This is a genomic window from Adlercreutzia sp. ZJ473, assembly GCF_013185065.1.
Classification (GTDB): Bacteria; Actinomycetota; Coriobacteriia; order Coriobacteriales; family Eggerthellaceae; genus CAAEEV01.
In genome coordinates, this window is record NZ_JAAVTO010000062.1 from 1 (window position 1) to 13,840 (window position 13,840).

General features: G+C 67.2%; 14 protein-coding genes, 2 tRNA genes and 1 other RNA gene. 3 read left to right on the forward strand and 14 right to left on the reverse strand.

What is annotated here, in order from left to right; genetic code table 11:
* Positions 1-322: 322 nt before the first annotated feature.
* The 5 genes from HRL41_RS10365 to HRL41_RS10385 form a co-directional block, all read right to left on the reverse strand.
* Positions 323-1,531 (reverse strand): hypothetical protein, encoded by a 1,209-nt coding sequence (locus HRL41_RS10365; protein ID WP_172136968.1) that lies wholly within the window; start codon positions 1,529-1,531, stop codon positions 323-325.
* Between the two features lie 315 nt (positions 1,532-1,846).
* Positions 1,847-1,923: transfer RNA gene (locus tag HRL41_RS10370), tRNA-Glu, on the reverse strand.
* 55 nt (positions 1,924-1,978) lie between these two features.
* Positions 1,979-2,052, reverse strand: a tRNA-Gln gene (locus HRL41_RS10375).
* A gap of 94 nt (positions 2,053-2,146) precedes the next feature.
* Positions 2,147-2,383: a glutathione S-transferase N-terminal domain-containing protein gene (locus HRL41_RS10380; RefSeq protein ID WP_172136969.1), complete on the reverse strand. Its 237-nt coding sequence runs from the start codon at positions 2,381-2,383 to the stop codon at positions 2,147-2,149.
* A 152-nt stretch (positions 2,384-2,535) separates the two neighbouring features.
* Positions 2,536-3,138 (reverse strand): cysteine hydrolase family protein, encoded by a 603-nt coding sequence (locus tag HRL41_RS10385; protein ID WP_172136970.1) that lies wholly within the window; start codon positions 3,136-3,138, stop codon positions 2,536-2,538.
* A gap of 363 nt (positions 3,139-3,501) precedes the next feature.
* Here HRL41_RS10385 and HRL41_RS10390 point away from each other — a divergent pair, with 363 nt between their 5' ends.
* Positions 3,502-4,059 carry an RNA polymerase sigma factor gene (locus tag HRL41_RS10390; protein ID WP_172136971.1) on the forward strand — a complete coding sequence of 186 codons (558 nt, stop codon included), beginning with the start codon at positions 3,502-3,504 and terminating at the stop codon, positions 4,057-4,059.
* On the forward strand, positions 4,008-5,729 hold the full coding sequence (locus HRL41_RS10395) for a hypothetical protein (RefSeq protein WP_172136972.1): 1,722 nt from the start codon (positions 4,008-4,010) through the stop codon (positions 5,727-5,729). Before HRL41_RS10390 ends, HRL41_RS10395 begins: the two co-directional genes overlap by 52 nt.
* A 52-nt stretch (positions 5,730-5,781) precedes the next feature.
* Here HRL41_RS10395 and HRL41_RS10400 read toward each other — a convergent pair whose 3' ends face one another.
* A complete protein-coding gene (locus HRL41_RS10400) occupies positions 5,782-6,411 on the reverse strand; it encodes a thiamine diphosphokinase (protein WP_165173842.1) in 630 nt (209 codons plus the stop codon).
* Between the two features lie 57 nt (positions 6,412-6,468).
* Here HRL41_RS10400 and rnpB point away from each other — a divergent pair.
* Positions 6,469-6,814, forward strand: an RNA gene (gene rnpB, locus HRL41_RS10405) — RNase P RNA component class A.
* Between the two features lie 87 nt (positions 6,815-6,901).
* Here rnpB and HRL41_RS10410 read toward each other — a convergent pair.
* The 8 genes from HRL41_RS10410 to HRL41_RS10445 form a co-directional block, all read right to left on the reverse strand.
* The gene (locus HRL41_RS10410; protein WP_172136973.1) at positions 6,902-7,759 is read right to left on the reverse strand and encodes a DivIVA domain-containing protein; all 858 of its coding nucleotides are present in this window, start codon (positions 7,757-7,759) and stop codon (positions 6,902-6,904) included.
* Between the two features lie 54 nt (positions 7,760-7,813).
* Entirely contained in the window at positions 7,814-8,068 is a 255-nt protein-coding gene (locus HRL41_RS10415; protein WP_165173838.1) for a YggT family protein, read from the reverse strand.
* Positions 8,062-8,913, reverse strand: a complete 852-nt coding sequence (gene proC / locus HRL41_RS10420; RefSeq protein ID WP_172136974.1) for a pyrroline-5-carboxylate reductase — start codon at positions 8,911-8,913, stop codon at positions 8,062-8,064. The genes HRL41_RS10415 and proC overlap by 7 nt, the downstream gene beginning before the upstream one ends.
* Complete coding sequence (locus HRL41_RS10425; RefSeq protein WP_172136975.1) at positions 8,913-9,851, reverse strand: cell division protein SepF; 939 nt, start codon at positions 9,849-9,851, stop codon at positions 8,913-8,915. The genes proC and HRL41_RS10425 overlap by 1 nt, the downstream gene beginning before the upstream one ends.
* 111 nt (positions 9,852-9,962) lie before the next feature.
* Positions 9,963-10,652, reverse strand: coding sequence for a YggS family pyridoxal phosphate-dependent enzyme (locus tag HRL41_RS10430; protein ID WP_172136976.1), 690 nt, complete (start codon positions 10,650-10,652; stop codon positions 9,963-9,965).
* 11 nt (positions 10,653-10,663) lie between these two features.
* Positions 10,664-11,536: a polyphenol oxidase family protein gene (locus HRL41_RS10435; RefSeq protein ID WP_172136977.1), complete on the reverse strand. Its 873-nt coding sequence runs from the start codon at positions 11,534-11,536 to the stop codon at positions 10,664-10,666.
* A gap of 12 nt (positions 11,537-11,548) precedes the next feature.
* Positions 11,549-12,673 carry a cell division protein FtsZ gene (gene ftsZ / locus HRL41_RS10440; RefSeq protein ID WP_165173828.1) on the reverse strand — a complete coding sequence of 375 codons (1,125 nt, stop codon included), beginning with the start codon at positions 12,671-12,673 and terminating at the stop codon, positions 11,549-11,551.
* A 248-nt stretch (positions 12,674-12,921) separates the two neighbouring features.
* Positions 12,922-13,840: cell division protein FtsQ/DivIB (locus HRL41_RS10445; RefSeq protein WP_371808838.1), on the reverse strand; the 919-nt coding region annotated here is incomplete at its 5' end.

The window sequence follows — 13,840 nt, forward strand, 5'->3', positions numbered from 1 at the left end:
TAAAGAATGTCCGTCTGACATATCACACTCTGAATTCGAGTTCCATGTCCTCAGTATCCGGTTCTCAAGGTCCCGCGGCAGGCCGCCCCGCGGCCTCCCCGCCCGCGCCTCTCGCGAGACGCGCAAGGAGATACTTTACCAGCCCGCCGACCCGCTGTCAAGGGGTTATTTCGAGAATCTTTCGAATCCTCCCCCGCGCCGGGCGGCGCGCCCTGCCTCTCCGAAAGGCAGCTCGTCTATACTACCTCCCCCGCCGCCGATTGCAAGCGATCCGGCGCGTCTCCACAGCTTGGACACAACTCCAGGAGGGGAAGGGAGGGGCCTAGGGGCGAGGGGCAGAAGCCACCGGCAAGGGGCAATCCGAGGATTCGCTCAACCCGGCATCGTCGGGAGACGAACGGCGAGCGTTCCACAGCACCTGAATGGCATAGCCGAGGAGGTATATGAACGAGGCAAGCGAGACGAGCGCGCCAAGGAACGGAAGAATCGCGACGATTCCAAGCACAACGCCGCCGATAGCCGCAGCTCCAAAGCGATTCATCTTGGGAAGCACCAGACGCGACAGCGAAGCAGCCGCGAACGGGACCGCCACCACCGCCAAAGCCACGAGCGCAAGAAGCAACGCCAGGGCAATGGGGCTGGTGACGACGAAGCAAAGCAAGAGCACGAGCAACAGCGGCGATGCGACGAGCGCGATCGCGCCAGTGGCGAATATGCGCCCCGCACGGCTGCGCGTCATGGCAGCTGCGCCCTCGACAGGACGACGGAAGAGCCATGCCAGCGCAAGCGCAAACAAAACGGTTCCCGCAACTCCCACGGCTTTGAAGAGCACGCCCATGAACGCAAAGGCTTCGACTGCTTCGCTTGCGTCGACGTTCGTCTCTTCGATTTCCTTCTCGTATTCAAGGGTGCCGATTTGAGCGGATTCGGGGACAACGGGCTCGGCGCTCGATTCCACATGGAGCTTGCCTGTCACGACGGCGTTCGGGCCGATCTCTACGACATCGGCGTATATCGAAGCGTCGCCGTTGATCGTTCCGTCCAAGACGACCTTGCCGGCTGCGAACACGCCCGCCGAGGCATTGCCCGTAAAAGAGATCGTAGACCCGGCGCAGTACACCCCGCCTTCCGCCGCGCAGTCGACAAGATCTATGTTTTGTCCGGCAACCGTGAAGTTATTGCGGGCAGACACGTTGGTGAGCGTCAAGTTCATGCCAGCTGCACGAACGCTGCCGCCCGCCTTCGAGTCGGAGACACCGAGGTTCATGCCGGCGACCACGATGTCGCCGCCAGTTTCGGTGGAAGCGAGGTGGAGGTCTTTGCCCGCCCAGTAGAAATCACGATCGATCTTGGTCTCCGGAAGGGACGTGTAGTCCTCGGAACTGGCGAATGCGTTCCCTGCGCTGCTGCTCATCTCATCGGAAGGCGCAGCCCAGGCAGCTCCCGCAGTCGAGAACGCCAGCAGCATGGCAAAGGCGAAAGCCGCCATCACATGAGCGATCCCCCTGATTCTCAAACTGGTTTTTTCCATGATACGATCCTCTCTTGTCATGCTGCGGCGCCTATTCGCCTCGTTTCCTTGGGTATCATGTTGGCTTTTCACCATGAGGGTGTCAAGAAATGTGTCAAATGAGTAAGGGTGAGGGGCCCGCGTCGTCCTGGGCGCGCAGCCCGCCCGCGGCCGGACCCGGCTCCGCTCCCCGCGGGCACCCCACCCGGGATGGCATCGAGGGGCAGGGCGATAGATCCGCTCGAGATGCCCTGAAGGGGAGACGAGACGAGGAATCCGCAGGAGGGCCCCGAGAAACGAAAAAGGCTGGGAGACGACTCCCAGCCTGAGGTTACTTGGTAGCTCCGACCGGATTCGAACCGGCGACCTCCGCCTTGAGAGGGCGGCGTCCTAAACCGCTAGACGACGGAGCCACGTAAGTGCGCTTTGCTAGTTTACACGATTGCGATTCGTTGTCAACCAGTTTTTTGGCTGGGGTGGAAGGAGTCGAACCCTCACATACGGCACCAGAAACCGCTGTCCTGCCATTAGACGACACCCCAACGCAATTCCTCTGCCGCTTCCTTGCGGAAGTGGCAAGCGCAAGTGGATATATTAATGATTCGCACGTCTCTCGTCAAGAAGGAATTTCACTTTTTAGCAAAAATGTTCCGTCAGGTAGGTGATGATCGCGTCATTGCCCTGGATGAGCTGGCCTTCCGCGTAGAGGTACGGGATGAGGTTCGCGTCGCCGCCGAGGGCGAGAAGCTCCTGGTAGGGCTGCTCGAGCTCGACGTCGCGCTTGTCGAGGGCGATGCCGTGCTCGTCGGCGAACTGCGAGGTCACCGAGCAGGTTGCACACGGCGCCCAGTGGTACAGGACGGGGGTTTCCATGAGGTTCTCCTTTGTCTCAAGCGGCTGCGCGCCCATCGCGCAGCCGCGCTTACCCTGCGAAAGCGCGCCGCTCCCCCGTCCAAGGCTCAAAGTCAAGGGCTGGGTTCGCATGCGGCGCGCATCAGGCGGTCCTTCGCCTGGACCGCCTTCGCCTACGCGCGCCCTGCGATGAGGGCCTCCGCCTCGTCCGTGGTGACGATCTTCGCGGCGTAGCACGTCTCCATGTAGGAGAGTCCTTCCTCCTGGTTGCCCACGAGGAAGGTCGCCGTCGCATCGCCCACCACGATCACGTCGTAGTTGTTGAAGTAGGCGTCGGCCACCGTGTGGCGCACGCAGATGTTGGTGTCCATGCCGCAGCAGATGAGCGTGCGCGCGCCCAGCTCGTCGAGCAGCAGGCGCAGGCCCGTCTGGAAGAAGGCCGAGTAGCGGCGCTTTTCGATGACGTAGTCGCCTTCCTGCTGGCCAAGCTGGGGCGAGGTCTGCGCCTCGGGCGTGCCCGCCAGGCCGTGCGGCCCCCACAGCGCCAGCTCGCGGTCGAGCCCCTCGATGTGCGCGTCGTTGGTGAAGATCACGGGCACGCCCGCCTTGCGCGCAGCCTGGGCGAGGCGCGCGGTGTTGAGTGTGGGCTCAAGCAGCACGCCCTCGAGCGGACCACCCGCAGGATCGCCCAGCTCGTCGATGACGATCAGCGCGCAGGAGCGCGGATCAACCTCGTCAAGCGCCACGAGGTCGCTGTTGTTCTCGTCTCCCAGCATGAATGCTCCTTTCCTCTGGAGGTCGGCGGCCTGCCCGCCGCGCACGCGAGCAAAACGTCGCGCGCATGCGACCATGCCCGCTTATGCGCACGGCCGCCGTGCTGCTTAGAGATTATCTCACTCATGAGGCGCGTGAGCACGCACGTTGCATGCTCGATGCCCTCGACGGCGAAAATCGCCGAGGCGCATGCCGCTTCGCGCAGCCCTCAGGCGCCGCACGGAATCGCATGCTCCCCCGCAAGGCGACCCTGGAGCTGCAGGACCCGCATGCGCCAGCCGGCAAGCGATCCTCGGGGAAATTCTGCTGGCAAGCGCAACGAAGCGAGACGGTTCTGCGTATTATAGGCAGAAAGGAGGTACCTCATGAGCCTTCCGAGGAAGAACCGCATCGACCTAGATGACGTCGAGGCAGCGCTCGAGCGCTGGGGTGACACCGTGTACCGCCTTGCTGTTTGTCGGCTGCGCAACCGAGCTGACGCGCAGGACGCATTCCAAGACGTGTTTTTAGCGCTCGTGCGCACACGCCCTGCGTTCTCGAGCCGAGAGCACCAGAAAGCCTGGCTGCTGCGCACCTGCTGCAACTGCTGCAACGACATCGCCCGCAAGCGCATGCGCCACGCAGCCGAGGCGCTCGACGACCTTGACGTCATCGACCCTGCGGCTGAACACGTCTCCGACCCTGCGCTCACCCGTGCACTCGAAGCGCTGACCGACCGACAGCGCACCGCCGTCCACCTACGCTACTTCGAGGGCTACTCCGCCGAGGAGATAGCCCGCATCACCGGTGAGAAGCCGGCTACCGTGCGCTCGCATCTGTTCCGCGCACGCAACACGCTCAAGATCAAACTGACGTCAGGAGAGGAACTCCCATGCATGAGCGAGAATTCGAACACCGCTACCACCAGCTGCAAAAGAGCATAACCGCATCTGATGACCTGAAGAGCGCCACGCGCATGCTCATGCGCGAAGCGGCGGCGAGTCCCGCGCCCGATGCGTCCGCCCATGCGTCGGAGGGCGCACGCGAGAAGCAGCCAGCCCCACGCCGTATGAAGCGCGCAGGGCTCGCCGTCGCCGCCTGCGTTATCGCCCTTCTGCTCGCCTTCGGCACCCTGCCCGCCGTCCTGTCCGGCAACTCCCCCGCCGAGCCCCAGTTCGCCGTGAAGGCATACGCCGATGCGTTGGACGAGGTGATCGAGCCGAATGACGCGGGGCTCGTGGTCTTCCCCTACGACACGAAGATCGGCTTCCAAGACACGAGCGCCGAAGGGACCGAAGAGGGAACCTACACGGGCGCGCTCTTCACCGTGGAGGGCGAGAGCATCACCCGCGTGCAGGCGACGCTGAGCGAAGGCGAGCTGTACCGCTACTCGTTCGACCGCTTCACCTTAGGCGACGAGCCTGAAAAGGCCCGGGAGCTTCTGTCTTGGAAGCCGACGAAGCGCGGCACGGGCACCTATTACGCCGACTACGACTACGTGATTTCCGCAGCCGTCGACGACGACCTCAGCCACGCTGATCCGGACAAGCAGATGCAAGCGCGCCTCATCAAGCGCCTCGGGCCAACGGTCGACCTCGCCGTCAGCGACTCAGAACCGCTCTACCTGGGACTGTGGCTTGACGAGGCGAGCGCAGGCGCAGGCGGGATGTTCGACGTAAGCGCCCTGGAGGGCGCCACCCTCACCGTCACCGCCCAGTTCGATGACGGAACGTTCCAAACCCAGACCATCGACCTGCACGTGGGGTGGTTCGCCTGCGAGCGCGCAGCCTTCGACGAGGGCAGCGCTGCTGACCTGGTGCCCGTCGGCGAGCCGCTCGACGAGGCCGTGCTCAGCGAGGGCGCCGACGCGTGCCGCACCCTGTACGGCATCACCTCCGGCATAGCCAACACCCCGCACCCCTACCCGCTCGACACGGCGAACGAGCATGCCGGAGCGCCTGTTGACGCCCTGCCACTCGAAAGCGTGCTCAGCTACCGAGGAACCCTCGAGCCAGCTGACTACACCGCGGGAGACGGGCAGGTCCGCGCAGCGGGCGAGCACGTGGACATCGCGCTCGCCGAGTCGTTGTCCGGCGCAGGCGAAGCACAGCCACTTGAGGTTGGGCTCATAAGCGCTGAGACGCTCTCGACGCTTCCCGCGTCCTACGACCTTCGGGCAAGCACTCAGGTTGCCGGCATGGGAGGTGACCTCGACTACTTCAACGTCTGCCGCCGCGTCACGCACGGCTTCACCGTCGGCGAAGACGGCAGCTTGAGCGAAGAGTTCTCCTACGTGGTCGTCAGGCTCGACGTGACCAACGCGTCCGGCGAGGCGACGAGCATCGTGGCGCAGGACCTCGGAGCCCCGTGCGCGCTTGGGCCCCAGGGCGTGACGTTCTCGAGCTGCGGGCTGTTCGCCGCATCGGGCTGGGAGGGCTGCGAAGGCGACAACACCTGGCAGACCATCCCGCTCCCCGCGCACGAGACGAGAAGCCTCGAGCTGGTCTACATCGTTGACGACAAGCTGTTCGAAGCAGGTGAGCTCGCGCTCTCCTGCCCGGCGGGCGGCCTCGAGCAGGATCTGGCGCAGGTGCAGTTTCTCAAGATGCGCTAGAGAGCAACAGCGCCTGCAGGTCGTCCGCAGCGTCGAGCGGTCCCGCTCGCCGTCAGGCGAGCGGGACGAACACTGCGATCGTGCCCGACTCCACGCCGATCATGACGGCCTCTCCGGCAAACTCGTTGGAGAGGCCGCGTGACGTGCGGTTGGAGAGGCTGAAGTCGTCGAGCTCCCACTTGAGGCCGCGCTCGAACACGCCGCGGGCCTCGTCGCTCATGGAGAGCACCGACACCGTGCCGACCTCGACCGCCGGCAGCTCGAGCGTGTCAGGGCCGGTGACGAACGTGATGGCCGCCTCGTCGCCGACCGCCGTGACGATGAGGCCGCGCTCGCTGAACAGCGCGAGCACCTGCAGGTTGGCGAGCGTGTGGTCGAGCCGCCCGCCGAGGCCGCCGTACACGTACACGTCGGTGTAGCGCATCGACTTGGCGCGCTGCAGGGCGAGCTCCATGTCGGACTGGTCCTTGTCGGGCGAGAATCGCGTGACGCGCATGCCGCGGGGCACGTACCCTAAGGAGTCGAAGTCGCCGAGCGCCATGTCGGGCGTCCGCCCGATGCCCTCGAGGTGCTTGAAGCCCCCGTCGACGGCGATGACGAAGTCGAAGGTGCCCTGAGCGTCCATCTCCTGGAAGTGCTCCGCGTTGAACTCGGAAGCGCCCACCAACGCACACGTTCTCATGTGAGGATCCCTCTTTCTGGTAATCGCTCGTTTCTCGGTTTGCTAGAATAGCACATGCGAGCGGGCCAGACGGTCGCGTACCTCACGGTGCGAGGAAAGTCCGGGCTCCCAAGGGCAAGATGCCAGCTAACGGCTGGGCGGGGCGACCCGACGGAACAGTGCCACAGAAAAGAAGACTCCCCTGCCTCCGGGCGGGAGAAAAGCTGAAACGGTGCGGTAAGAGCGCACCAGCGCGTCGGCAACGGCGCGGCTTGGTAAACCCCATCTGGAGCAAGCGCAAATAGGAACGCGATACGGCCGCCCTTCCGTGCGTTCGGGTTGCGTGCTAGAGACGCGCGGTGACGCGCGTTCGAGATAAATGGCCGTCCTTCGACAGAACCCGGCTTACCGGCCCGCTCGCCTGCGTAAAAAGGCCCCCGAGGGGGCCTTTTCGCATGAGGCGATCATGAGGGAGTCACGGATCGTTCGTAACGTCGAGCGGAACGATCAGCTAGTCGATTTCCTCGAACTCGAAGTCGTCGGCGTCGCCGAAGCCGGAGAGGTCCTTCTCGTAGGCGCTCGCAACCGGCGTGGCGGCGGCCACCACGGCGTCAGTGGCCTGCGGCGTGGTGTAGGCAACCGGCGCGGGCGCAGGCGCGTCCTCGCCAAGCTCGATCTCACCGGTGGCCTGCGCGCCGAGCGCGGCGGGCTGGCTCGGCGTCACGTAGTGGGCGGCGGCGGAGACGGCAGCGCTCGCAGTCACCATGCCGCCGAGGTCGGACAGCTTGCGGGACGCGTCGGTGATGAAGTCCTTCAGGATGTCGGCGTACTCGTCGCGCACGTCCTCGCGCTCGTCCTCGAGCTTGCGGATGGAGTCGAGCACCTCCTGCTTGTCGGCGTTGGCGCGGTTCAGGATGCGCGTCGCCTCGTCGCGCGCGTCCTGGATGGTCTCGGCGGCCTGGGCGTCAGCCTTGGCCACGATCTCGTCGGCGGAGCGCTGGGCGACGACGAGCGCCGCGGAGATGGCGCTGTCGTTGGCCTTCTTCTCCTCGAGCTGGCGCTCGAGGTCGGCGATGAGGGCGTCCTTCTCGGCGATGAGGCGCTCGTACTCGGAGACGTCAGCAGCGGGCTCAGGCGCGGCCGGCGTGATGACCGCCGTCTCGGCAGCAGCCGCCACCGGTGCGGCCGGGGTGTCGAAGCCGTCGAACTTGGCGTCGTCGAGCTGGTCCTCCAGCGACATGATCTGGTTGTTGAGCGCGTCGATCTCGTCAGCCACGTGCTCGAGGAAGACGTCAACCTCGTCAACGTCGTAGCCCTTGCGATCGATCGAGAAGCTTTGGTTGTGGATGTCGGCAGCAGTAATAGCCATGTTGTTCCCTCTCATCAGGATGCCGGCACGAAGGGCCGTTCCCTCAGTTGACCGTTAAAACAGAATAACGAGTAGTCGTACCGCAAATTGTAATACAAGCAGGGCAATTATGGGGGTTATGTCCACCATTCCTCCAATAGGGGGTATGAGCCGCTTGAACAAGTTGAGGTACGGGTCGCAGACTTTGCCGAGCACCTGGTAGATGTCGGCCACGATGCCGCGGCTCGTGGGCAGCCACGACATCATCACGTATATGAAGATGATGAGGCTGTAGGCGTCGGCAAGGCGAACGAGCAGAAACGTCAGCATGAGGCAAGCTCCTTAGATCGCGTGACTGCCGCGTCGACGCCCGCCCCGAACACGGAGGCGAACCCGGCGGCGTTCATGGCATTGAGTGCTGCGAGCGTGGTGCCGCCGGGGCTGCACACGTTGGCGCGGCACGTCTCGGCGCTGATGCCCGTCTCCTTCATGAGGAGCGCGGTGCCGTACACGGTCTGCAGCGCCAGCTGCTCGCCGAGCTCAGGCGCGATGCCGTGCTTCGCAGCCGCGTCGCGCAGCGCCTCGACGAGGGCGGCCACGTAGGCCGGGCCCGACCCGGAGAGCGCGCAGACGGCGTCCATGTCGGCCTCGGGCACCTCGCAGGCGAAGCCCAGGCTGGCGAAGAGCTCGCGCACGAGGCGCGCGTCGTCTTCTGCGGCATGCGCGCCCGCGCATACCGCCGTGGCGCCCGCGCCCACCAGAAGCGGCGTGTTCGGCATGACGCGCACGAGGCGCGCGCCCTCCGGCAGGGCCGCCTCCAGGCGCTCGGTGGTGAGCCCGGCGGCGATGGACACGAAGAGCGGGCCGCCCTCGCCGCCCGCGTAGGGCTCGTGCGCGCGGATCGTCTCGAGCACGCCCATCATCACCTGCGGCTTCACCGCCAAGACCACCACGTCGGCACGCGGCAGCTCACGCGCGTCAGGCACGCAGGCGACGCCGTAGCGCTCGGCGAGGTACCCACGGCGCTCCTCGCCCGGGTCGGCCACGCCGAAGCTCTCCGCGCCCAGAGCGCGCGCCGGGCCCTCCTGCGCGGCGATCCAGCCGCCGAGGACGGCCTCGCCCATCTTGCCGCCGCCGATGACGGAGACGCGCCTGACCTCGCAGGCGCCTGCCATCAGAGCACCCCCTGGTTGCGCAGGTTCATGCGCTCGACCTCGGACAGCCCGCTGCCGCGCGCCACCACGAACACCTTGTCGGCCACGCACTCGACCGACGCCTCGAGCGCGCTCGCCACGCCGAACGAGAAGTCGAGCACGCGCTTGGCGAGCGCGTCAGGCGCCTCGCCGAGCGCGAGCACCACCACGTCGCCCGCCTTGAGGGACTTCGCCACGCGCTCCACCTCGCCGTAGCTCGCAGGCGCGATGACCGTGAGCGTGCGGCGGCCGGTGTAGCTGCCCGTGGAGCTTCCCGTGTAGGAGTCGTACGGGTCGTAGGCGCCTGCAGAGCCTGCCGAGGACGCCGAGCTCGCGGAGCCCGTGGCGGACGCATGCGCCCCGTGCGCCGACGAGGCAGCCGCATGCGCGCCTGCGCGCCCGGAGGCCGGCGCGGCCGCGGCCTCCTCGGTGGTCGGCGTGAACAGCGAGTCGAGGCCCTCCGAGCGGCGGCGCGAGGCGGCCGCGGAGACCGCCGCCGTGCCCTCGGGGGTCATCTGGGGCGGGAGCGAGGAGTCGACCATCGTGCGGCCGAACGCGTTGGTGGTCGGCGTGGTCACGTGGCGCGGCGGCAGCGGGTCGCGGTTCAGGCTGCCGGGAACCTGCGTGCTCGCGCGCACGTCGTCGATGGAGACGAGGCGCGGCATGCTCGAGCCGGAGCCCGTCTGCCGGCCCGAGCCCACCGAGCGCGTGGTCACCGGCGCGTAGCGGTCGTAGCTCGAGCTCGCCGGGGCGTAGTCGTCATAGCCGTCGCCGTAGTCGTCAGCGTAGTCGTCGTACCCGTCATCGTAACCGTCGTAGTCGTCATAGCCGTCGTCGTAGGCCGCGTCCTGCCCCTTCGACCCAAATCCGAGCTTGGACTTGAGATCTCCGAGCATTCTCTTCCCGTCCTGCAGATCCATGCCAGACCTCCTCACCAAATCTATCCGTCAGGCGGCGTGCCGCCTTGACGTCATCTCAGCGACCGCCGCGATGCGGTCGCCTTCAGCGCGAAAAAGCACGCACCCTCTATCTTACTCGAAGGAGTCGCTAAAAATGGCGCGCCCCACGCGAACAATGGTAGCGCCCGCGCAAATGGCCTCATGCCAGTCCTCGCTCATGCCCATGGAAAGCTCATCGAACGCCTCAGCGTCACGCGGGTCGAGCGCGGCGCGGATGCGGGCGTGCAGGCGCGCCAGGTCGTCGAAGCACGCGTGCGCCACCGCGCGGTCGCCTTGCGGCGCCATGGTCATGAGCCCGCGCACGCGCACGTGGCCGAGCGCCGCGCAGGCGCGCACGAGCGCCTCGGCGCCCTCGGGCGCGACGCCGCTCTTGCTCTCTTCCCCCGAGACGTTCACCTCGACGAGCACGTCCTGCACCTTGCCGAGCCGCCCCGCCGCCGCGTCGATCTTCTCGGCGTGCCTGAGCTGGAAGAGCGAGTGGATGAGCGAGGACGACGCCACGATCTCGGGGATGCGGCGCGACTGGATGTTGCCGATGAAGTGCCAGGTTGCCTCAGGGTAGGCCGCCGATTTCGGGACGATCTGGTCGGGGCGGTTCTCGCCGAAGTCGCGCGCGCCCGCGGCAAACGCCTCGCCCACGCCCTCTTCGCCGACCGTCTTCGACACCGCCACGAGCGTGACGTCCTCGGGGTCGCGCCCCGCCGCCGCGCATTGCGCGCGCACCTCGTCGAGCGTGCGCGCGTAGCGCTCCTTGATTCCCATGCCCTCGCTCCTCACTTGCTTGGCTCGGCCGCGCGAAACGCGAGGGCGCCGTGGCGCCCGCACACGCCGCCCTCGGCGCGGTACGAGTAGAACTCATCGGGGCGGCACGCCGTGCACACGCCCGCGTCGGCGATGCGCGACGGGTCCACGCCCGCGCGCGCGAGGTCGACGGCGAGCGCGCGCGCCAGGCTGACGTGGCGCGCGTCGGGCGCGCACTCCTCGCCCATCCTCTCGGCGAAGAGCGCCCGCACGTCCTCGCCCGTCTCGAAGCACTCGACGTGGATGTGGGGGCCGAGGTAGACGTTGTACGCCGCCGCGGCCTCCTCGGGCGCGTCGAAGGGACCCTCGCCGCCCGCTGCGTGCGACTCGCGCGCGGCGAGCGCGCGCACGGCCTTCGGCGCGACGGACGCCGCCACGCCGCGCCATCCCGCGTGCACCACCGCGAACGCGCCGGTCGGCGACGCGATCACCACCGGCACGCAGTCGGCGAAGCACAGAAGCGCCGCCACGCCGGGCGTCGTGACCACGAGGCCGTCGGCGCCGCGCGCAGACGCGGCGCGCGCGTCCGCGAGCGTCGCGGCGTCGGCGCGCGGCACGAGCACGAGCTCGTCGCCGTGCACCTGGTTGGGGACGACGAGCGGCAGCTCGGGCACGCCGAGCGCCTCGAGCAGAAGCGCGCGGTTGCGCATGACGGCGGCAGGGTCGTCGCCGACGTGCGTGGCGAGGTTGAGCCCCGCGTAGGGCGCCTCGCTCACGCCGCCCGCACGCCCGGTAAAAGCAACGCGCACGCCCGAGGTTCGGGCGAGCGCGTCGTCAGTCAGGATATGGAGCGGTCCGAGCTGGCGCGCCTCAAGGCGAGGCAGGGGCAGCTGCGATACCTTCACGGGCTGCCTCCCCTAGCGCTGGCGCTTCAGGAAGTCGGGGATGTAGTCCTCGTCGGCGAAGCGGCCGCCGCTCGAGGAGGTGGAGAACGACACCGGCGCGGGGGTCGGCGCAGCCGCCACCGGCTCGGTGGAGGCGAACAGGTCCTGCTTCTTGGGACGGGAGAAGTCCATGGACGACTGGGAGGCCGACGCCTTGAAGCCCGTGGCGATCACGGTGATGCGCACGGCGTCCTTCATGCCCTCGTCGATGATCTGGCCGTAGATGATGTTGGCGTTCTCGTCGGCGCACGCCTCGACGGTGCGGGCCGCCTCGGACACCTCGGTCAGCGTGAGGTCCGGGCCGCCGGCGATGGAGAACAGCACGCGCGACGCGCCCTGGATGGACGACTCGAGCAGCGCGGAGTTGGTGGCCTGCTGGGCCGCCTCGAGCGCGCGGTTCTCGCCGTTGGAGATGCCGATGCCCATCATGGCGGTGCCGGCGTCCTTCATGACCGCGCGGATGTCGGCGAAGTCGAGGTTGATGAGGCCGGGGACGGTGATGAGGTCCGTCACGCCCTGGATGCCCTGGCGCAGCGTGTCGTCGCAGATGCGGAAGGCGTCGATCATGGACGTCTTCTTGTCGACGATCTCGAGCAGGCGGTCGTTCGGGATGACGATGAGGGTGTCCACCTTCTGGGACAGGAGGTCGATGCCCTGCTCAGCCTGGTTGCGGCGCACGCGGCCCTCGAACGAGAACGGCTTGGTGACGATGCCGACGGTGAGCGCGCCGATCTCCTCGCGCGCGATCTCCGCCACGATGGGCGCGGCGCCCGTGCCCGTGCCGCCGCCTTCGCCGGCGGTGACGAACACCATGTCGGCCTCGGCGAGCGCCTCGCGGATCTCCGCGCGGCTCTCCTCAGCGGCCTGGCAGCCCACCTCGGGGTTCGCGCCGGCGCCGAGGCCGCGCGTCAGCTCCTCGCCGATGTGGATGGTCTTGTCGGCATCCGACATCAGAAGGGCCTGGCGATCGGTGTTGACCGCGATGAACTCGACGCCCTTGACGCCTGCTTCTACCATGCGGTTAACAGCATTCGTGCCGCCGCCGCCTACGCCGACGACCTTGATGACCGCCAGATGCTCACCTGAATAGTTAGGCATTGTTCTTCCTCCACACCTGCTGCGTTTAGACTGCCGTGTTAATCAAATCTTGACCTGCGCTTATGCAAGCGCAGCACATATGGGGGCTATTTTACACGATGAAGGGGCGTTTGCAACTTTGCGACCAGCGAATACTCCCCGTCCGTCCACGAAATAACGACATAAGGAACGCGCCGGGAGAGCGTGGGCGCGGCCCGCCCGCCGTGTCACGCGGCAGGGAGAAAGCCGCAGGCCACCCGCTTGCTCCCCTATGCCGCCCTCCAGGTGGGGCGGTCGACCACGCGCACGTTGATGTAGACGACGGTGGGGTTCTCCTCCATGATCGCGAGGACCACGCGCTCCTTCTCGCGGATGTCGTCCGCGGTGCCGAACGCGATCTCGACGCCGTTCTCAAGCGTGAGCAGCGTGGAGGCGGGGTCGGTCGCCGTCACCTTCTTCACCTGGTCGGCCAGCTCGGTGGTCATGCCGTCGACGATGGACAGCGCGTTGTTCACGTTGTCGTCGGTGCAGTACGCGCCGATCTCGGGCGCAAGGCCATAGGGCACGCCCGTGATGCGCAGCACGCTCTCGGCGTCCTCGTAGATCTTCGGGCTCAGGGTGCGCCCCACCTCGGAGTCTCGGCTCGGGATGGCCATGAGCCACATGCCGTCGGAGGCGATGGCCCAGTCCTGGATGGTCTGCGTGGAGCCCATGGGCACCTCGACCACCGCGGCGACCTGCCGCTCGGTCACCGCCACCTTGAGCGTGGAGGGGAACTCCCGGCTCACCGACACGCTCTCCACCCACGAGTCGCGCTCGAGGCTGCTCTTGATGGCGTCGGTGTCAACCGTGAGCAGCGTAGTGCCCTGCGGGATGGACACGAGCTGCGACACCTCGCTCGTCGTCAGGTGGTCGGCGCCCGTCACCTCCACGTTCTCGATGGCGAATGCCGAGGTGCGCGCAAGCGCGAACCACGCGACGGCGAGGACGAGGACGAGCGCGGCGATCACGCCGACGACGATGAGCGGGCGCCTGCTCGCCTGCGCCGCGCGCTTCGTGCGCTCGGCGCGCGCGTGGTCGCGCTCGAGGCGGTCCATGTCGCCGATGCGCACCGAGGTGACGCCCGCGGCAGCCCTCCCCCGCGCGCTCGGGCGCCCGCCCGAGGCGCCGCGCGGGGCAGGCGAAGCC

What these genes read in the sequence shown, in the direction of transcription:
- HRL41_RS10365 (WP_172136968.1), bottom strand. Translation starts at nt 1,531, where the DNA reads ATGGAAAAAACCAGTTTGAGAATCAGGGGGATCGCTCATGTGATGGCG.
- HRL41_RS10380 (WP_172136969.1), bottom strand. Translation starts at nt 2,383, where the DNA reads ATGGAAACCCCCGTCCTGTACCACTGGGCGCCGTGTGCAACCTGCTCG.
- HRL41_RS10385 (WP_172136970.1), bottom strand. Translation starts at nt 3,138, where the DNA reads ATGCTGGGAGACGAGAACAACAGCGACCTCGTGGCGCTTGACGAGGTT.
- HRL41_RS10390 (WP_172136971.1), top strand. Translation starts at nt 3,502, where the DNA reads ATGAGCCTTCCGAGGAAGAACCGCATCGACCTAGATGACGTCGAGGCA.
- HRL41_RS10395 (WP_172136972.1), top strand. Translation starts at nt 4,008, where the DNA reads ATGCATGAGCGAGAATTCGAACACCGCTACCACCAGCTGCAAAAGAGC.
- HRL41_RS10400 (WP_165173842.1), bottom strand. Translation starts at nt 6,411, where the DNA reads ATGAGAACGTGTGCGTTGGTGGGCGCTTCCGAGTTCAACGCGGAGCAC.
- HRL41_RS10410 (WP_172136973.1), bottom strand. Translation starts at nt 7,759, where the DNA reads ATGGCTATTACTGCTGCCGACATCCACAACCAAAGCTTCTCGATCGAT.
- HRL41_RS10415 (WP_165173838.1), bottom strand. Translation starts at nt 8,068, where the DNA reads ATGCTGACGTTTCTGCTCGTTCGCCTTGCCGACGCCTACAGCCTCATC.
- proC (WP_172136974.1), bottom strand. Translation starts at nt 8,913, where the DNA reads ATGGCAGGCGCCTGCGAGGTCAGGCGCGTCTCCGTCATCGGCGGCGGC.
- HRL41_RS10425 (WP_172136975.1), bottom strand. Translation starts at nt 9,851, where the DNA reads ATGGATCTGCAGGACGGGAAGAGAATGCTCGGAGATCTCAAGTCCAAG.
- HRL41_RS10430 (WP_172136976.1), bottom strand. Translation starts at nt 10,652, where the DNA reads ATGGGAATCAAGGAGCGCTACGCGCGCACGCTCGACGAGGTGCGCGCG.
- ftsZ (WP_165173828.1), bottom strand. Translation starts at nt 12,673, where the DNA reads ATGCCTAACTATTCAGGTGAGCATCTGGCGGTCATCAAGGTCGTCGGC.